Raw genomic sequence first — 18965 nt, 5'->3', positions numbered from 1 at the left:
ATGCTTTATTATAATTGAGGTCAAAAAAGTGGCGCAATTTACTAATTTTGTGCGGTACAATTAAAAAATCGCATTTATGTTTGGAGATATGATGGGCATGATGAATAAATTAAAAGAAGCCCAAAAAAAAGTTGAAGAAACAAAGGAACGTCTAAATACGGTCTTACTAAAGGAATCTAGTAATGATGAAAAGCTATCTGTAACTATTACGGCAAATAGATCTATTAAATCTATCTCTGTTGACGATGAACTATTAGGGGACAAAGAAATGCTTGAAGATTACTTAATCCTGACCATTAATAAAGCAATTGAAAAAGCCACAAAAATAAATGAGGCTGAATTAGCGGCTGTTGCTAAAGAAGGAATGCCAAATATTCCTGGCATGGACATGCTCAAATAAATTTAAACAGCCCTAATTTAAAGTTATCAAGTTTAGAATTGTTTTAAATTTTCTAATAAGAAGTTGTGCATACTATCAGTATAATCTAGGTGTGTGACCATTCGTAATTTGTTATTACCCATACCTATAATATGGATGTTTTTAGCTTTTAACCAGTTAAAAAAATCACCTTCAGTTATTGATTCATCGAGTTCAAATATGATGATATTTGTTTCGATTGGTTCCACCTTTTTAATTATGGCTAAGGATTTTAAGACTTCACCAATTTCTTTGGCTTTTTTATGGTCTTCTTTCAGACGATCAATATTGTTATCTAGTGCAAATAGTCCTGCAGAGGCCATGTAACCAACTTGCCGCATTCCGCCGCCAAGAATTTTACGAATTCTTATTGCATTTTGCATTAATTCCTTTTTACCAATCAAAACAGATCCCATAGGACACCCCAAACCTTTGCTTAAACATACTGAAATTGTATCGAATAGTTCTCCATAATGTTTTGGAGTTTCATTGGTTTCAACAAGAGCATTCCATAGTCGTGCACCATCGAGATGGTATCCTAAATTGTGTTTTTTAGCAACTTTCCTCAATTTCTTAAGTTCATTAAAATCCCAACAAGCACCACCGCCCTTATTTGTAGTGTTTTCAACGGCAATAAGTGAGGTTAATGGACTATGGTAAAAATCAGGAGGATTAATTGAGGCTTCTGCATGTTCTGCTGTAAACATTCCCCTATGTCCATCAACAAGCTTACAAGAAATGCCACTATTAAATGAGGCACCACCACCTTCATAATTATAAATGTGGGCGTATTTATCACAAATAACCTGTTCCCCTGGATTGGTATGTAACTTCAAAGCAGCCTGGTTAGCCATACTTCCCGTTGGAAAGAAAAGTGCTTGGTCCATACCAAACATAGCGGCTAACCTGCTTTCTAAAGCATTAACGCAAGGGTCCTCTTTATAGACATCATCGCCCACTTCGGCATTGGTAATTGCTTCAAGCATTTTTGAGGTTGGCCTTGTTACTGTATCACTCCTTAAATCAATAATCATAATGTGAAAAAATTTTCATAAAAATACTGCATATTTTGATTTAAATAAATAGTTGAAGCCTGTGAAATGTAGGGTTAAAATTTGAGCTTTATCCATACAACTGATTAATGAGTCATTTATCAAATATTTTAACTGTTAAAATTTTTAACAAGTATCTTTATAAGGCTATTAATCCAATTTTTCAATTAATTAATCATGAAACATTTAACTAAACTTGCGTTACTAGCTCTGCTAGTAGTATTTGCTTCTTGTCAAAATGAATCTGTTCAACAAAATGGGCCAGAACAGGCGCCATTAAGATTTATTGACGGAGAGGTCGTATCCGATGGACTGATGGATAAAGAATTAGTCTTTGATGAAAACAGTGAAATTCTAAGAAGCCCAAATGAATTATTTGACGCTAAAACAAACAATTGCGAACCAGATATAGATGGTTTAGAAGCAAGTCTTCCCAGCCAAGTTACAGTTACAACTACCTCAAAACCTGGAGATGACGCTTACTTTAATTTAACCATTTCAGATGATTCAGGATTTTTATCTGGAACTGAAATACCAGCGTGGTGCGCTGATCAAGATTTAAGCCTTGAAAATAACGAAACTGCAACTTTTGATGTGTATTCATCTTATGGTGAATTACCTGCAGACAAGTTCGAGGTACCTGAAAATTTTGATAAAGTTAATTGGTTATTGAACCAATCTATTATTGGTACTGCAAGTCCTAATGGATTAGGTGAATATACGTTCGGCCACATACAATACGCAATTTGGTTGTTAATCGATGATTCAACATGTCAATTGTGTACTTTTTTAACAAACCCTACAGGTGATTGGAATATAGATGGGAACGATGTGGCAAAAGCACAAGAACTGAGCGATCTTGCAATGGCACAAGGAGGAGGTTTTGTTCCTGGATGTGGACAACTCATGGCAATTGTACTTGTTCCTGAGGGTAAACAATCGGTAATTATCACCAAAGAAGTTCCTGCCGAGGAAGATTGTGAATATACAACTGTAACGGATGGAGAATGTAATGGATGCGATGCGAGCATGTCAGTAAGTTTTTCTTGTGACTGTCAATGTGTAGAAGTTAGTGCCTGTAAAGATTTATCAAATATTGTATTGTTAACCGCCGATGGGTCTGAAGTAAAATATGAGGACTTAGATGGTCAAACGGCCACTTTATGCTCACCTGACGGATCACCAATAGTGTCAGTATGGGTTAAAGCTGGATGTTTCCGCAGTGGAGATGGGCCAGGTTATGGAAGACGATTTGACAATCCAAATTCCGAATGTGCTCCTACAAATGCATGTCAGGATTGTACAGGTAAAGTTACCGACTTAACTCTAAATTGGGATTGGCATAACGACTACAGAGTAAGAGCTTATCAGCGAAATGAAAACACTTGGCATGCAACTAAGATATTTGACCAAGTTGTTGGGCCAAATGAAGATTTCTCATTGAGTGGAGTTAACCAAGACGGAACTTTTGGTAAATGGGTTTATATATTTGTTGGTCGTAGTTACTACACGAAAATCAAAACCAATTGCCAAATTAATATAGGTCCAGGTTACAGACGTGGTGTGATTGAGGTAGTAAGTGGGCAAAGTTCTTTAGGTGGTGAACTGTGTGAATATGAGCCCCCGCACAATTGGTGCTGGTGGTGGTAATTTAAGAATTATTAAAAGAAACAAAAAAGAGGTGCCGAAAAGCACCTCTTTTTTTTTATTAGTACTGTTCAGAAGCTAAAATTAACATTTGACCTTAATTTCGTTTGAATTTTGATACAATGATATTTTTAGATCTCCATATAAATTTATAGATCATTGGTAAGGGATCTCTTAAAGCAAAAAATAATGTTGAATTGTTTCTTAAGTAAGTTATATTAAATACTAGCATTGGGTTTTTTAATAATTTCTTAACCAAACCTTTTAGGTCAACAAAATCAATCTGTTTAGCAGTTTGAAGGTCAAATTTTTGATTTAAAGTTGCAAGAATACATAGATATGGAAAATTAACACCGGTAACTTCAGATGCATCAACATTTCTCCAAAATCTAGGGTTTAATTCAATAACCTTAAAAATCTGTTGATCTTCATCATATCTAAAATCAATATTAGCCACACCAGACCAGTTAAGACTTTTCATTAATTTCTTTAAAACTTCTAATAATTCTTGATCTTCCACAAAGTTAAAAACCGAAAGAGGTTCTAAACCATTATTATTGAAAATACCTGCTTTCTGAATGGTATATGCCATTATTTCTCCCCTTTCACAAAGCACATTACAGCAAATATCATAACCATTAATATATTCTTGTAAAATGGTATCACAAGAAAATTTTTTGTCATGATAATAAATCTGAATATCTTTTTGATTGTATAAAACTCTTATTCCCATTCCACCACCAAATCCTTTCACAGGTTTTGCTATAATTGGAAATTTTAAATCAATATTCTCGGGGTAAGAATTTGGTTTTATAACTTCACTCTGAGGACAAGGTAGATTATTTTGTTTTAGATGATTATACAATATTCCTTTATCAATGGCTTTCTGGAAATTAGCTAGACTCGGCAAGGGACATAGCTTCCCAACTTCTTTCAGACTTGCCTTATGTTCTAAAATTTTTTCAATACCTATTTCAAATACTGGTAAAATAATATCTATGCTGAATTTTTTTACTGTTTTGTCAATGTTCTGAAACCATTCTAAATCACTTTCATGGGGTAAGTATATAAAACGGTGTACAGAAAAAGAATACCTAAGAAAACTATTTCTTTCTGAGGACAAGATGAAAATCTTAACATTCTTTAAATTAGAAAAACAATTTATGACTTGTAAACTCAGTAGTTTGTGATCATCACTGTCAGGAATAAGAACAGAAAAATTTAGGCCAGGTTGATGCATCCGTAATTATTAATATTGCTAACGTTCTTTATTTATTTAAGCTAAACTAAAGTTATTACACCTATTATCATCTAATAGCAGTTTATTGGCTTGAATTTTCGTTTAACTATTGGTGAATAGAAGATACATATTATATAGTATTATCAATGATGCTCAACTAAGATAATTTTTAATCGATTTTAAAAAATCATTAAAATTTATGGTATCTTATTATCTGAAATTATATTTGTAAAAACGTATAATTAAAATGATTACATCAGATCAAATTAAGAATCTAAATACACGCCTAGCTAAGCTAAGGCAGTATCTTTGACTTAGATGCAAAACTTATTGAAATTACCAACGAAGAAGAGCAAACTTTTGACCCAAATTTCTGGAATGACTCAAAAAAAGCAGAGAAAGTAATGCGCTCCATTAGGGAGAAGAAGAGTTGGGTAAATGACTTTGAAAACGCCAAAACCCTTTATGAAGACCTTGAAGTAATTTATGAATTCTACAAGGAAGATGAGGCCACAATGGATAACGTTGAGGCCAGATTCGAAAAAGCAAAAAATGCCATAGAAAAACTAGAATTTAAAAATATGCTTTCTGAAGAAGGTGACAGTCTTAGTGCTGTTTTACAGATAACCGCTGGCGCAGGTGGTACCGAAAGCTGTGACTGGGCGAGCATGCTAATGCGAATGTACCTAATGTATGCGGAAAAAAACGGCTTTAAAATCAAAGAACTAAACCATCAGGAAGGTGATGTTGCAGGCATCAAAACCGTAACACTCGAAATAGATGGCGACTATGCCTTTGGCTGGCTTAAAGGTGAGAATGGTGTTCATCGATTAGTAAGAATTTCTCCGTTTGACAGTAACGCCAAACGCCATACCAGCTTTGCCTCAGTCTATGTATATCCATTGGTTGACGATTCCATAGAAATTGAAATAAATCCAGCAGATATTGAAATTACTACTGCGAGATCTAGCGGTGCTGGTGGCCAAAACGTTAATAAGGTCGAAACAAAGGTGCAACTGTTACATAAACCAACAGGAATTCAGATTCAATGTTCTGAGACGAGGTCGCAACATGATAACCGTGCAAGAGCGCTTCAAATGCTTAAGTCTCAGTTGTATGAGATAGAGTTACAAAAACAGATGGCACAACGCGATGATATTGAGGCTAGCAAAATGAAAATTGAATGGGGAAGCCAAATACGAAATTACGTAATGCATCCTTATAAATTGGTAAAAGACGTCAGATCTGGACATGAAACAGGAAACGTTGATGCTGTGATGGATGGTGATATAGAACCATTCCTCAAATCGTATTTGATGATGATGGGCCAAAAAGAAGAAAACACAAACAGTTTGTAAATGATTTCTATCGACGCGGTAATATTTGACCTTGGTGGTGTTTTAATAGACTGGAACCCTGAATATGTCTATTTGGATGTATTCAATGGAAACCGTAAGAAAATGCAGTGGTTTTTTGATAACATTTGCACAAACGATTGGAATGAAAATCAAGATGCTGGTTATCCTTTAGAATTAGCTACTGAAGAACGTGTTGCTCTTTTTCCAGAACATGAAGAATTAATTAGAATGTATTATGGAAGATGGGTAGACATGCTTGGTGATTCTATTCCAGGAACAGTAGCTATCTTAAAATCACTAATTAAAAACAATACTCTGAAAGTTGTAGCGCTTACAAATTGGAGCCATGAAACATTTCCAATTGCTTTAAATCGATTTGATTTTCTCCATTGGTTTGAAGGGATTGTAGTTTCAGGTGAAGAAAAAACCAGAAAACCATTTAAAGAAATTTATGAAATTACCTTAAACAGATTTAATATCGAGGCAGAAAATTCAGTTTTTATAGATGACAATTTAAGAAATATTGAAGCCGCAAGACAATTAGGCATTAATGGCATACATTTTGAAAATCCAGAAATGTTAATCAATGATTTAAACAAGTATAATATAAAAGTTTAATATGATCACAATTTATCATAACCCTAGATGCAGAAAATCAAGAGAAGGACTTCAGCTATTAGAAAATTCGGGCCAACCGTTTGAGGTTGTTAAATACCTAGAAAATCAATTATCCTTTTCAGAATTGAAAAACCTAATTAAGAAGCTAGGTGTAAAACCAGAAGATTTAGTCAGAAAGAATGAAGCAATCTGGAAATCTGAATATAAAGGTAAAATAATGACAGATGATGAAATAATTGAGGCCATGGTCACCAATCCAAAATTAATAGAGAGGCCAATTATTGTTAATGGTAAAAAAGCTAGAATTGGCAGACCTGCTGATAAAATTTTAGAAATTATTTAAAAAATGATCATGAAAAAGCTACTATTTATTGTACTTACCCTCGTGCTGAGCACAAATGTGTACAGTCAAGTGCGCAGAGACAGAATGGGTAATCCACAGGTTAGAAGAGAGCCAACAGAACAAGAAATTGAGAAGCGTCAGCGCATGATTGAAGAGCGTAAACAAGAATATATCACAAACTTCCTCACTACACTAGAAGCAGATGAGTTTCAAAAAGAAATCATTAGGCAAAATCTAAACTCCTTCTATGATGCAAAGGTTGCCTTGCTTAAAACACCTTTCGAACATAGTTTTGATAGAGAAAATGCAATTAAACAGCTTGAAAAGTCTCATTTCAAAGAATTAAAGTCCTTAATTTCTGAAAGTGATATGCTTAAAATTGAAGATATGATTTCAGGTGAGTTTGACGAAAAGGCAGTTGTAAAAGAGAAGAAAAAGAAGAAAAAACGAAAGCGTAAAGGTCAATAAAACTTCGTAATCATGACGTTAGCGGAAACGGAAATGGTTACGGTTATGACTTTTAAGGTTAGGTAAACGTTCTCATAAAATAATTCATTAGCTATATTAATTTAGCAACAAAGATGACAATTCTCATGTTAGTCAAATAGATTTTTGTCTAAATTGCTAGTATGAATACTATTGCAGAGCGTATATTCGATTTTCTAAAAAACTTTCCTCCTTTCAATATGCTCTCCCGAGAACAGTTGCTCTCCATTTGCAAAGCTGTCGACGTTATTTACCTTGAAAAGGACGCAACTATTTTTGATATCGGACAACCTGTAAAAGACTACTTTTTTGTTATAAAGGATGGCGCTGTTGGTCTATTTAATCCTGACAATGCTTTTGTAGACGAATGCGATGAAGGTGATATTTTTGGTTTACGAGCTTTATTAAGGAAAGGTGACTATTTGCTTAAGGCAAAAACACTCGAGGAAACAATTTTGTATAGTATCTCATCCAATTTACTTGAAGAATACATTACTACTAATTCTGACGCCAGCCAATTCTTAATGCACTCATTTGTGTCTAACATAGCAATCAATTCTGAAACCTCTAGAGATATTACAGATAATGAAGATTTTGAATATTCAGAATTACAAACGGCGGACTATTCAAAAAATCCAATAACTTGTAGTGATCGCACGACCATAAAGGATGCAGCAATAATTATGTCTGAGGCGCATGTAGGATCGATAGTAATTATAAGCAATAATAAACCCGTTGGAATAATTACCGATAAAGACTTAAGAACTAAAATTGCAACAGGGCTTTTTAAAATTTCAGAACCGGTATTAAAAATAATGTCTACACCCGTAAAGTGCTTTCCTAAAAATATATCAATTGCAGAAGCTCAAATTGCCATGCTAAGGCATCGGATTTCCCACTTGTGCATTACAGAAGATGGTACAGAAGACACAGAATTAGTTGGCATACTCTCCGAACACGACATTATAGTGGTTAGAGAAAATAATGCTTCTTCGCTGGTTAAGGAAATTAAACGTTGTAATACTGTAGACCAACTAAAAAACATCAGATTAAGAGCAAATGAACTCTTATCGCGCTATCTAGAGCAGCAAATCCCTATAAATTTTGTGTCAAAATTAATTTCGGCAATTAATGATACAATTACCCAAAGAGTTATCAACTTAGAAATGAAAAAAATCGGAGCCAAACCTCCTTGCAAGTTTGCTTGGTTGGCAATTGGTAGTCAGGGAAGGCAAGAGCAGTTACTATATACAGATCAAGATAATGCCCTCATATTTGAAGATGTAGCACCAAAAGCATATTCAAAAACGAAGGAATATTACTTAAAGCTCTCAGAAAAAATCAATAACTCATTAGAAATAATTGGATTTGAGCTTTGTCCAGCACAAATGATGGCCAGTAACCCTAATTGGTGCCTATCACTATCAGAATGGTCCAATCAATTTAGAAGTTGGATTAAAACACCCGACCAAGACAATCTTATGTTGTGTACAATTTTCTTTGACTATGAACGCGTGTATGGTGATTCTGAACTCGTGAACTCGTTATCCGAGAAAATATTCGATGCAATTGAAGAACGCGACATATTTCTAAATTATTTAGGGAGAAATACGCTACAAAACCCACCTCCATTAAGTTTTTTTAGACAATTTCTAGTCGAAGATGATGGCAAGCACAAAGATCAGTTTGATATTAAAGCACGCGCTATGATGCCACTTGTTGATGCGGCCAGGCTTTTAATCTTATCACATAATATAAAATCAGTAAATAACACAATAGAACGCTATTTCAAATTAGCCGAATTAGAGCCGCAGAATAAAGACACATATCTATTGTGCATTGATGCTTTTAAAGACCTACTCCGTTTTAGAACCGAGCAAGGTATAGCAAATAACGATTCTGGCAGATTCATAGACTTAGGATCGCTAAGTAAAGGAAACAGATTGAAATTAAAGCGGAGCTTTAAAGCTGTGAAGACAATTCAAGAATTAATTAAAACACGATTTAAACTAACGCAATTTATGTAATATGAAATGGTTTAAATCTAAATCATATCCTACATATTGGGAAAACTACTTAGCTCAATTCAAACAAACCCAATCTGAAAACTTACATGATTTAAGATTTGTTGTTTTTGACACCGAAACTACAGGATTAAACACCAAAAAAGATAGGATTTTATCCATAGGATGTATAGCTATACAAAATTTGAAAATAAAAGTTGCCGACCAATTAGAGTGCTATTTAATTCAAGAAAATTTTAATCCAGATACTGTGAAAATTCATGGTTTACTAAAAGAAGGCTCATTAAAAAAGCTCAACGAAGAAGAAGCAATTCTTGAATTTATTAACTACATCGGAAACTCAATTATTGTTGCTCACCATGCTTCATTTGACATCGCTATGATAAATAGTTCCTTAAAGCGAATGGATCTACCAAAACTTCGAAATAAAGTTTTAGATACTAATCATCTTTTTCGAAAAATGAAGATAAACCAAAACAAAGAACACTTTAGCTTAGATGAAATAGCTAACTATTTTAGTATTCCGCTTCACGATAGACATACAGCCTCTGGTGACGCGTATATTACTGCATTAATTCTTCTTAAAATTATTGCTTATTTAAACAAAGAGAAACAATACAATTTAAATGACTTATTAAGATCAGACCAGAGAATAGGCTTGATTTAAAACAAAACACACCCAAATTTGAGTGTGTTTTCAATCTAACTAAATTAAATAAACATATCTGATTACTACATAACCGCTTTTAAGCTACAATACTTAACTTCTGTTTCTTCTTTTCTATCACATCAGATTCTTCAAATTGATTTGAGGTATTCTTTTCCCCTCCTGCCTTTAGTGCTTTATCACCTGCAAAAAATGTTTTATGATCATCACCTAGATCAGAACCAGCCATTCTCTGATGTTTAACACATGACACTTTTTTTCGGATTTCTTGACGCTGCACGCCTTGCACATAAGCCAGCATGCCTTCGGCACCGAAATAACCTTTTGTCAAATCATCCATATGCAAAGCAGTTGTATGATATGTTGGCAGTGTAATCAAGTGATGGAAAATACCTGCTTCTGTTGCACCGTCTTTTTGGAATGATTTAATTTTTTGATCTGCACGTTTACTTAATTCAGAGTCATCATACTTTTCGTGCATCAGGTTATTTTTATCATAAGCACCCATATTTTGGCCCTCTAATAGCATTTCCTCATAAACCTGATTTCTAAAATTCAATGTCCAGTTGAAAGATGGCGAATTATTATATACTAATTTTGCTTTCGGCTCTACTTCCTTAATTCGATTTACCATATGGGCAATTTGCTTAATATTAGGTGTTGGCGTTTCAATCCACAATAAATCTGCACCATTTTGAAGACTTGTAATACAATCTAGTACTACTCTGTCAATATTTGAACCTTCCTTGAATTTATATAGACCATTTGGTAAACGCTTTGGTCTAACAAGTTTACCATCACGCTTTAATAAAACATCATCTTGCTTAGCATCTTTTATTGAAATTTCTTCTGCATCTATAAATGCCAAATATTTAGAGGCTAAATCTCCAGGTTCGTTGCTTACCGGCAACTTTTGTGTCAATCCTGCTCCTTCAGAATCCGTCCTTGCTACAATAATACCATCGTCTACTCCTAATTCTAAGAATGCATATCTCACGGCATTGAGCTTAGCGATAAAGTCTTCATGTGGCACGGTTACTTTACCATCCTGATGACCACATTGTTTCGCATCCGATACTTGGTTTTCGATCTGAATTGCACAGGCGCCAGCTTGAATCATTTTCTTTGCTAACAAATAAGTCGCTTCCTCATTGCCAAATCCAGCATCAATATCTGCAATAATTGGTACAATATGTGTTTGAAAATTGTCAATTTCATTTTGTACATCCTCGCCATTTTCAAGTCTCCTAAACAAATCGTTTAATTCTATTGCATCCGCCTGGCGCAAAAAATCATAGATTTCTTCGATTAATGAAGGAACAGCTGTTTTCTCGTGCATAGATTGGTCTGGTAATGGTCCAAATTCTGAGCGCAGAGCGGCAACCATCCAACCTGAAAGATACAAATAGCGCTTATTTGTTGTTTTATGGTGCTTTTTAACAGCAATCATTTTTTGCTGTGCTACAAAACCATGCCAACAACCCAAAGATTGTGTATAGTTGGTATTGTCAAGATCGTAGTCTGCCATATCCTTACGCATAATTGATGCGGTGTATTTTGCAATATCCAAACCCGTTTTAAAACGGTTCTGTAGGTTCATTCTCGCAACATGTTCTGGTTTAATTGTCTTCCATGATTCACCGTATTTGCTTTTGAGGTCCTTTACGGCTTCTAGTACTGAGCAATAGTTGCTTTGTGGTAAATTTTTCATAATTTTGATGGGTATTAATTATTAATATCGATCCCGTGTAATGTTGCCGCATTAGCGGGATTTGTTTTTTTTTATAGTTGTTTGTATGCTGACAGCGTTAAAAATTCTTCGAATTCGTCTTGAGTGACCAATCTCTTAAATAGTTCTATAGCTTCACAAAATTTTGTACTTTCAATACGTTCTTCCGTAACCTCAGTTACAATTTTTTCAACTTCATCATCAAAGAAAAAATCGAACAATTCTTTATTAAACGTTCTTCCGTCGTCAAGATTAACTTCATTTTTAAGCCATTGCCAAAGTTGAGTTCTTGAAATTTCCGCGGTAGCGGCGTCCTCCATTAAATGATATAATGCCACAGCACCGTTACCTCTTAACCAGGCTTCCATGTAAAGTATACCAACATTGATATTCTTTCTTATCCCACTTTCTGTAATTGTCCCTTCAGGAATTTCTAACAAATCAGATTCAGTAACGGACAAATCTTCTCTTTTCCTAAAAATTTGGTTTGGAGTGGGCATGTACTTATCAAATTCTTGCATAGCCACTTCAACAAGGGCAGGATGTGCTACCCAAGTACCGTCATGACCATTCTTTGCTTCGCGTTCTTTGTCTATTCGTACCTTTTCGAGTGCTTCTTCGTTTGCCTTAGGGTTGTTTTTAATTGGAATTTGGGCCGCCATGCCACCCATTGCGTGAATGCCTCTTCTATGACAAACCTGTATCACCAAATTAGAATAAGCTGCCATAAATGGTGTTGTCATAGTTACCTGATCTCTATTAGGCACTATGAAACCTTCGTGGTTTCTAAATTTTTTGATGTAGGAGAAAATATAGTCCCATCGGCCACAGTTGAGGCCTACAATATGATCTTTGAGTTCATAGATTAATTCATTTAGTTGAAAACTCGCTGTAATTGTTTCAACTAAAAGCGTTGCTTTAAACGTACCCTTTGGGACGCCTAAATAATCCTGTGCAAATTCAAATACCGCATTCCACCAGCGTGCCTCCAAGTAGTGTTCAAGCTTTGGAATGTAGAAATATGGCGCGGTGTTTTGCGACAATAGAATTTGAGTATTGTGAAATACATAAAGACCAAAATCAAACAAACTACCGGATACCTCTTCTCCATCTACTAGCAAGTGACATTCGTTAAGGTGTAAACCTCTGGGTCTTACCAATAAAACTGCTGTTTCTTTATTAAGTTTGTAATGCTTTCCACGTGTTTCGTCTATAAGTTCAATTTCCTTTTTGTTTGCATCTAGTAGATTTTGTTGCCCTTCCAAATTATTTGTCCAGCTAGGCGCATTACTGTCTTCAAAATCTGCCATGAATGTTTTTGCACCAGAATTAAGGGCGTTTATGACCATTTTTCTATCCACTGGCCCTGTAATTTCAACTCTTCGATCTAGCAAATCATTTGGTATATCGTCTACCGTCCAATTACCCTCTCTAACATCTAAGGTTTCGGTTGGGAAGGTTGGAAAATTACCTTTGTCAAAATAATCCTGTTGTTTTTCTCGGCTTTGAAGTAATTGAATACGTTGTGTGTTAAATTTTTTATGCAGTTCACGAATAAACGTCAATGCTTCTTCAGTTAATATGTTTGGATAATACTGATCAACATCTTTAGAGAAGCTTACATGATCTGGGATTGCAACTAGATATTCCATATTGATTTGATTTAATGAAACAATGTTACAACAAGTTTTTGAAAAAAACAAGCGAACGTTCGCTAAACTATATTTTTCGCTTTTTATCGATGTTCGCAAATAGTTTTATATTTGTTTTATGGAACAAGATTATATCAAGCTAATATTCGGGTTAAAATTAAAGCAAGTTCGCACAGAACGTGGACTTTCGCTTTTTGGGCTATCAAAATTATCTGGTCTTTCAAAATCCTATCTTAACGAAATTGAAAAAGGTAAAAAATATCCAAAACCCGATAAAATTGCGCTACTATCGCAACATCTTGATATGCCTTATGATGATTTGGTATCGCTTAAACTTGATAAAAATCTAGCTCCAATTGGAGATATACTTCAATCTAAAATTCTTAAGGAAATACCACTTGAATTGTTCGGAATTCAAGAAAGCACTTTAATAGATATTATTTCCAACGCTCCAGTCAAAGTTACAGCCTTTATCAGTACAATTATTGAAATTGCGCGCAACTACAATTTTAGTAAAGAAAGCTTCTATCTAGCCTCTGTAAGATCTTTTCAGGAAGCAAACAATAATTATTTTGACGACTTAGAACAGGCAGTCATAAAGTTTGCAAAGACCTATCAAATAAATCTTGAGGAAAAAATTTCATCAAAAGAACTTGAAGACATTTTAATTGAAGAATTTGGATATACCATTAATAATGATGAGCTAGGCGCCCATGTAGAACTTGAGAACCTGAGATCTATCTACGTACCGAAGACAAATACACTTTTAATTACCAAAAGTATTGATGATGCGCAGCGAGCTTTTATTTATGCTAAAGAACTAGCTTACAATTATCTAAAAATTAAGGAACGTTTGTATACATTTTCATGGATAAAATTTGAAAATTTTGATGAAGTTCTAAATAATTTTTATGCTTCATACTTTGCTGGTGCACTTACCATCCCAAGGGGAAGTTTTGTGAATGATATCAATAATTTATTTAGTCAAAAACGTTTTAACATAAAGGATTTTAAGGCTTTACTATCTAAATATAACGGTTCACCAGAAAGCATCTACCAGAGATTAACCAATATCTTACCAGAAGATTTTAATCTCAAAAATTTGTTTTTTCTGCGCTTTTCGCATCGAAAAGGCTCTAACAGATTTGATCTAAACAAGGAACTGCATTTAGCCAAGCAACAGACTCCCAGATCAAATGAAAATAATGAACATTATTGCAGAAGGTGGATGTCATTAAAGGTTTTAAATGAAATTAGTGATAGAAATACTGAACATGAATTTGATATCCAAATATCCAACTACCCTGAAGAAAATACACAATATTTAGTTTTGGCCTCGGCTACAAAAGATCCATTTAGATCCGACCGTTTTAGAAGCATTGCGATAGGAATAAAGATTAATAGTCAGCTCCAAAGGAAAGTTAACTTTTTAGAACATAAGTCGCTAAAGAAAATTGATGTTGGTGTTACCTGTGAGCGCTGCAGCATTAGTAATTGTGAAGATCGGCAGGTTCCAGCAAAATTTCTCGAGTCAAAAGCAAAAGAAGAAAAAACCGCCTCTATAGTTGAGGAAATTACGAGGAGATATAGCTAAAGAAAACAGTACTATAGTAATAAACACATAGTACTGCTTTCCTAGCATTGACCAATTAATTTATAACACGTTATCCATTATCTCTTGAACAATTTCAGGATTTAACAATGTACTAGTATCGCCCAAATTACTTGTATCTTTTGATGCGATTTTGCGTAAAATACGCCTCATTATTTTACCAGAGCGTGTCTTTGGTAATCCTGTCGTAAATTGAATTTTGTCCAACTTGGCTATTGGTCCTATCCTGTCCGTAATCAACTGATTTATTTCTTTACGCACATTATCGTGGTCTCTGCTTTCGCCTGTATCCTTTAATGTAATATAACCATAAAGCGCATTCCCCTTTACATCGTGAGGGAATCCAACTATTGCTGATTCTGCCACAGCGTTGTGCTCGTTGATTGCATCTTCAATTGGCGCAGTACCTAAATTATGGCCAGACACAATAATTACATCATCCACTCTACCGGTAATTCTGTAATAACCTACTTCATCTCGTAAAGCTCCATCTCCAGTAAAATACATATTCTCAAAAGCAGAAAAATAAGTGTCTTTATAACGTTGGTGGTTACCCCAAATGGTTCGCGCCATTGATGGCCACGGGAATTTAATACACAGCCTTCCATCTACCTGATTACCCAAAATTTCGTTTCCATTTTCATCCATAAGAGCAGGTTGTATCCCAATAAAAGGCAAAGTTGCATATGTTGGTTTAGTTGGTGTAGAAAATGGTATTGGCGTAATCATAATCCCTCCTGTCTCGGTTTGCCACCATGTATCTACAATTGGACATTTCTTCTTCCCTACATTATCATTATACCAGTGCCAAGCTTCTTCATTGATAGGTTCTCCAACTGAACCAAGTACTTTCAATGATGAAAGATCGTACTTTTCGACAAGTTCAGATCCATGTTTTGCAAGTGCTCTAATTGCGGTTGGTGCCGTGTAAAACTGATTTACTTTATGCTTTTGTACTATCTCCCAAAAACGCCCAAAATCTGGATAACTCGGAACGCCTTCAAACATTACAGTCGTAGCGCCATTTGCCAAAGGACCATAAATAATATAACTATGCCCTGTGATCCATCCGATATCTGCCGTACACCAGTAAACGTCCTCTTCTTTGTATTGAAAAACATTCTTAAATGTGTAAGCAGAATAAACCATATATCCAGCAGTGGTGTGCAACATGCCTTTTGGCATACCTGTAGAACCAGACGTGTATAAAATAAACAATGGATCTTCTGCCTCCATTACTATAGCAGTGAAATCATGATAGGCTTCATCTAACAATGGTTGCAACCAATAGTCCCGGCCATCTTTCATTTTAATATCTGAATTAATCCGCTTTGCCACAAGCACAGTCTCTACACCAGCACAATCGTCTAAAGCTTCGTCAACTATCCCTTTAAGATCAATGGACTTTGATCCACGATACGATCCATCTGACGTAATGACCATTTTAGCGTCACAATCGTTAATTCGTGTCGATAAAGCCGTTGAAGAAAAGCCGGCAAACACAACAGAATGGATTGCCCCAATACGTGCACATGCTAATACAGCAACTGCAAGCTCAGGAATCATTGGTAAATAAATACAAACCCTATCTCCTTTTTTAATTCCTTTATCATGAAGAACGTTTGCAAATTTACATACCCTCTGATGTAAATCTCTATAGGTAATATGTTCTGCTGGATCATTTGGGTCATTAGGCTCAAATAAAATTGCCGTTTTATCACCTCTTGTATGCAAATGCCTATCGATACAATTTTCAGTAATATTGAGCTTTGCACCTTCAAACCACTTGATTTCGGGTTTTAAAAAATCCCAACTTAATACCTTACTCCATTTTTTTCGCCAGACGAAATGTTCCTCTGCTATTTCTTCCCAGAACGATTCGGGTTTAGAAACTGACTTTCTGTATACCTGAAAATATTCTTCAAAATGTTTTATGTGATAATTACTCATGGTTGATTGTATTTTTATGAATTCCTATTTGATTTGTTTTATAGACCGACTTTATTTCGTCAATAATTGCAACATCATCTATAGTTGACGGGATATTATACTCTATTTCATCTGAAATATTACGAAGTAATTTACGTAAAATTTTTCCAGAACGTGTCTTTGGTAGTCGTTTTACAACTAGCACATCCTTAAATGCGGCAACTGCCCCAATTTCATGTCGAACGTCATTAATAATTTCTTTTGCAATTACTTTATCTTTTAACTCTTCGCCAGATTTTAAAACTACTAACCCAAGTGGTTTTTGTCCTTTTAAATCGCAGTGAATGCCAAAAACGGCACATTCTGCTACTGCTTTGTGACTGGATACAATTTCTTCCATTTCGGCAGTAGAAAGCCTATGGCCAGCAACATTAATAATATCGTCTACCCTTCCCGTTATAAACACATAGCCATCTTCATCTTTGTAACCGCCATCACCCGAAAAATAGAATCCAGGAAACCTATTTAGATAACCAGCCTTAAAACGTTCTGGATTACCCCAAAGATTAAGCAATGTTCCTGGTGGTAATGGTAACTTGACTGCAACATATCCTTCTACTCCAGCTTCTACTTCCTCACTTTGTTCATTCAAGATTTTAATATCATAACCTGAAACTGGCACAGATGCTGAACCCGGTTTTACTGGCAATAGTTCAACACCACACATATTAGCAAGCATTGGCCAACCACTTTCAGTTTGCCACCAATGATCTATCACGGGAACATTAAGGTGTTTCTCTGTCCAATTTAGAGTTGCAACGTCGCAACGTTCTCCTGCCAAGAACTGATATCTTAGACTACTAAGACCATATTTTTTAATGTATTCACCATTTGGGTCTTCTTTTTTAATAGCTCTAATAGCTGTGGGAGCGGTAAACATAACACTAACGTTATGCTCGCTTATAACGCGCCAAAATGTTGAAGCATTTGGTGTCTTAATGGGTTTACCTTCAAACAAAACCGTGGTATTTCTATTAATTAAGGGTCCGTAAACTATGTAACTGTGACCAACAACCCACCCAACATCACTTGCAGCCCAATACACCTCTCCTTCGTTTACACCATATACATGTTTCATTGAAAACTTTAGTGCCGTTGCATAACCTCCAGTATCTCTAATAATTCCTTTGGGTTTTCCTGTTGTGCCTGAGGTATATAATATATATAACGGATGTGTAGATTCTACAGAGACTGATTCAACAGGAACCGATTTAGCAATTAATTCTGAATAATCTATATCACGCAGTTTATATGGAATTTCTACACCTAATTTCCTATCATATACTACTACAAATTCTGGCTTGTGATTTGACATCTCAATAGCCTCATCAACAAAAGGTTTATATGGTATTATGCGTTCTATCTCAATACCATTTGATGCTGTAATTATTGCTTTTGGATTACAATCATCAATTCGTATCGCCAGCTCATGTGGCGCAAATCCACCAAACACGACCGAGTGGATCAGACCCAATCTTGCACAGGCTAACATTGCATATATGGCTTGCGGAATCATTGGCATATAGATTATTACAGTATCACCCTTTGATATTCCTAAAGCCTCTAGACCACCCGCAAGTCGAGCAACCTCACTGTGCAACTTATTATATGTAATGAACTCTTTAGAATGAGTTACTGGTGAATCATAAATAATAGCATTTTCATTTCCGTAGCCGTCTTCTATATGCTTATCAATGCAGAGATAGCTAATATTCAATTGGCCATCTTGAAACCATTGTGGATAACCGTATTGATCTTTGCTCAAAATGGATTTAGGCTGGTTAAACCAACTAATTTGTACAGCTTGCTCTTTCCAGAATTCACAAGGATTGTCAATACTTCTATTATAAAACTCTTGATATTTCATGATTTGACTTTTTTAGTATTAAACAAACCAAACCAATTAGGGTTCAAGACTTTGAGCTTTACAAGGGCCCAAATAATAACAACGAAGCATAAACCTACAACAACAGATTCTATTGTACCTGTGGCGGTTTCGCTTTCTAGTTTAAAACGGAAAAATAAGGTAACAATAACGTATAAACTGATAATAATATCAGACGCTAGTGCGTTTAATCGAAGTCGTTTCATTGTATTTTACTTTAATTACACATTGTTTGTTTGCACACA

Annotated in this window: 16 protein-coding genes; 9 read left to right on the top strand and 7 right to left on the bottom strand. The window is 35.1% G+C overall.

Translation table 11 applies throughout. The features are described from left to right. Positions 1–76 precede the first annotated feature (76 nt). Complete coding sequence (locus tag LBU54_RS12865) at positions 77–400, top strand: YbaB/EbfC family nucleoid-associated protein (protein ID WP_224530492.1); 324 nt, start codon at positions 77–79, stop codon at positions 398–400. A 32-nt stretch (positions 401–432) separates the two neighbouring features. On the opposite strand, the gene LBU54_RS12860 is transcribed toward LBU54_RS12865, so the two are convergent. Beyond that, positions 433–1452, bottom strand: coding sequence for a threonine aldolase family protein (locus tag LBU54_RS12860; RefSeq protein WP_224530486.1), 1020 nt, complete (start codon positions 1450–1452; stop codon positions 433–435). Positions 1453–1647: 195 nt separating this feature from the next. On the opposite strand from LBU54_RS12860, the gene LBU54_RS12855 reads away from it, so the two are divergent. Next, the gene (locus LBU54_RS12855) at positions 1648–3120 is read left to right on the top strand and encodes a hypothetical protein (protein WP_224530485.1); all 1473 of its coding nucleotides are present in this window, start codon (positions 1648–1650) and stop codon (positions 3118–3120) included. A 94-nt stretch (positions 3121–3214) separates the two neighbouring features. On the opposite strand, the gene LBU54_RS12850 is transcribed toward LBU54_RS12855, so the two are convergent. Then, a complete protein-coding gene (locus LBU54_RS12850; RefSeq protein WP_224530484.1) occupies positions 3215–4357 on the bottom strand; it encodes an ATP-grasp domain-containing protein in 1143 nt (380 codons plus the stop codon). Positions 4358–4604: 247 nt separating this feature from the next. On the opposite strand from LBU54_RS12850, the gene prfB reads away from it, so the two are divergent. The 6 genes from prfB to LBU54_RS12820 all read left to right on the top strand — a co-directional run bounded on the left by prfB (position 4605) and on the right by LBU54_RS12820 (position 9853). Continuing rightward, a protein-coding gene (gene prfB, locus LBU54_RS12845; RefSeq protein WP_224530483.1) for a peptide chain release factor 2 occupies positions 4605–5715 on the top strand; the annotation gives its coding sequence in 2 pieces (ribosomal slippage) (positions 4605–4667 and positions 4669–5715; 1110 coding nt in all). Continuing rightward, a complete protein-coding gene (locus tag LBU54_RS12840; RefSeq protein ID WP_224530481.1) occupies positions 5716–6333 on the top strand; it encodes an HAD family hydrolase in 618 nt (205 codons plus the stop codon). It begins immediately after the preceding gene. Between the two features lies 1 nt (position 6334). Beyond that, entirely contained in the window at positions 6335–6676 is a 342-nt protein-coding gene (gene arsC / locus LBU54_RS12835; protein ID WP_224530477.1) for an arsenate reductase (glutaredoxin), read from the top strand. A gap of 9 nt (positions 6677–6685) precedes the next feature. After that, positions 6686–7144, top strand: a complete 459-nt coding sequence (locus LBU54_RS12830; RefSeq protein ID WP_224530476.1) for a hypothetical protein — start codon at positions 6686–6688, stop codon at positions 7142–7144. A gap of 161 nt (positions 7145–7305) precedes the next feature. Further along, positions 7306–9189: a DUF294 nucleotidyltransferase-like domain-containing protein gene (locus tag LBU54_RS12825; protein ID WP_224530475.1), complete on the top strand. Its 1884-nt coding sequence runs from the start codon at positions 7306–7308 to the stop codon at positions 9187–9189. A gap of 1 nt (position 9190) precedes the next feature. After that, positions 9191–9853 carry a 3'-5' exonuclease gene (locus LBU54_RS12820; protein ID WP_224530474.1) on the top strand — a complete coding sequence of 221 codons (663 nt, stop codon included), beginning with the start codon at positions 9191–9193 and terminating at the stop codon, positions 9851–9853. A gap of 79 nt (positions 9854–9932) precedes the next feature. Here LBU54_RS12820 and LBU54_RS12815 read toward each other — a convergent pair whose 3' ends face one another. Both LBU54_RS12815 and aceB read right to left on the bottom strand, forming a co-directional pair. Further along, entirely contained in the window at positions 9933–11564 is a 1632-nt protein-coding gene (locus LBU54_RS12815) for an isocitrate lyase (RefSeq protein WP_224530472.1), read from the bottom strand. A 71-nt stretch (positions 11565–11635) separates the two neighbouring features. Continuing rightward, the gene (gene aceB / locus LBU54_RS12810) at positions 11636–13234 is read right to left on the bottom strand and encodes a malate synthase A (protein ID WP_224530466.1); all 1599 of its coding nucleotides are present in this window, start codon (positions 13232–13234) and stop codon (positions 11636–11638) included. A gap of 118 nt (positions 13235–13352) precedes the next feature. On the opposite strand from aceB, the gene LBU54_RS12805 reads away from it, so the two are divergent. Beyond that, a complete protein-coding gene (locus LBU54_RS12805) occupies positions 13353–14828 on the top strand; it encodes a helix-turn-helix domain-containing protein (protein WP_224530463.1) in 1476 nt (491 codons plus the stop codon). A gap of 60 nt (positions 14829–14888) precedes the next feature. Here the strand turns inward: LBU54_RS12805 and acs are convergent, their stop codons facing one another. Genes acs through LBU54_RS12790 form a run of 3 tightly spaced genes read right to left on the bottom strand, consistent with a single transcriptional unit; the run spans position 14889 to position 18926 of the window. After that, a complete protein-coding gene (gene acs / locus LBU54_RS12800; RefSeq protein WP_224530460.1) occupies positions 14889–16796 on the bottom strand; it encodes an acetate--CoA ligase in 1908 nt (635 codons plus the stop codon). Then, complete coding sequence (locus tag LBU54_RS12795) at positions 16789–18702, bottom strand: acetate--CoA ligase (RefSeq protein WP_224530458.1); 1914 nt, start codon at positions 18700–18702, stop codon at positions 16789–16791. Before LBU54_RS12795 ends, acs begins: the two co-directional genes overlap by 8 nt. Further along, positions 18699–18926: a hypothetical protein gene (locus tag LBU54_RS12790; RefSeq protein WP_224530451.1), complete on the bottom strand. Its 228-nt coding sequence runs from the start codon at positions 18924–18926 to the stop codon at positions 18699–18701. Before LBU54_RS12790 ends, LBU54_RS12795 begins: the two co-directional genes overlap by 4 nt. Positions 18927–18965 lie beyond the last annotated feature (39 nt).

The organism is Winogradskyella alexanderae, assembly GCF_020166335.1.
GTDB classification, from domain to species: Bacteria; Bacteroidota; Bacteroidia; order Flavobacteriales; family Flavobacteriaceae; genus Winogradskyella; species Winogradskyella alexanderae.
This window is presented reverse-complemented; position numbering and strand designations above follow the sequence as displayed.

Bases quoted from the DNA above. Each gene is read 5' to 3' on its own strand.
- LBU54_RS12865 (WP_224530492.1), top strand. From the start codon at position 77: ATGTTTGGAGATATGATGGGCATGATGAATAAATTAAAAGAAGCCCAA.
- LBU54_RS12860 (WP_224530486.1), bottom strand. From the start codon at position 1,452: ATGATTATTGATTTAAGGAGTGATACAGTAACAAGGCCAACCTCAAAA.
- LBU54_RS12855 (WP_224530485.1), top strand. From the start codon at position 1,648: ATGAAACATTTAACTAAACTTGCGTTACTAGCTCTGCTAGTAGTATTT.
- LBU54_RS12850 (WP_224530484.1), bottom strand. From the start codon at position 4,357: ATGCATCAACCTGGCCTAAATTTTTCTGTTCTTATTCCTGACAGTGAT.
- LBU54_RS12840 (WP_224530481.1), top strand. From the start codon at position 5,716: ATGATTTCTATCGACGCGGTAATATTTGACCTTGGTGGTGTTTTAATA.
- arsC (WP_224530477.1), top strand. From the start codon at position 6,335: ATGATCACAATTTATCATAACCCTAGATGCAGAAAATCAAGAGAAGGA.
- LBU54_RS12830 (WP_224530476.1), top strand. From the start codon at position 6,686: ATGAAAAAGCTACTATTTATTGTACTTACCCTCGTGCTGAGCACAAAT.
- LBU54_RS12825 (WP_224530475.1), top strand. From the start codon at position 7,306: ATGAATACTATTGCAGAGCGTATATTCGATTTTCTAAAAAACTTTCCT.
- LBU54_RS12820 (WP_224530474.1), top strand. From the start codon at position 9,191: ATGAAATGGTTTAAATCTAAATCATATCCTACATATTGGGAAAACTAC.
- LBU54_RS12815 (WP_224530472.1), bottom strand. From the start codon at position 11,564: ATGAAAAATTTACCACAAAGCAACTATTGCTCAGTACTAGAAGCCGTA.
- aceB (WP_224530466.1), bottom strand. From the start codon at position 13,234: ATGGAATATCTAGTTGCAATCCCAGATCATGTAAGCTTCTCTAAAGAT.
- LBU54_RS12805 (WP_224530463.1), top strand. From the start codon at position 13,353: ATGGAACAAGATTATATCAAGCTAATATTCGGGTTAAAATTAAAGCAA.
- acs (WP_224530460.1), bottom strand. From the start codon at position 16,796: ATGAGTAATTATCACATAAAACATTTTGAAGAATATTTTCAGGTATAC.
- LBU54_RS12795 (WP_224530458.1), bottom strand. From the start codon at position 18,702: ATGAAATATCAAGAGTTTTATAATAGAAGTATTGACAATCCTTGTGAA.
- LBU54_RS12790 (WP_224530451.1), bottom strand. From the start codon at position 18,926: ATGAAACGACTTCGATTAAACGCACTAGCGTCTGATATTATTATCAGT.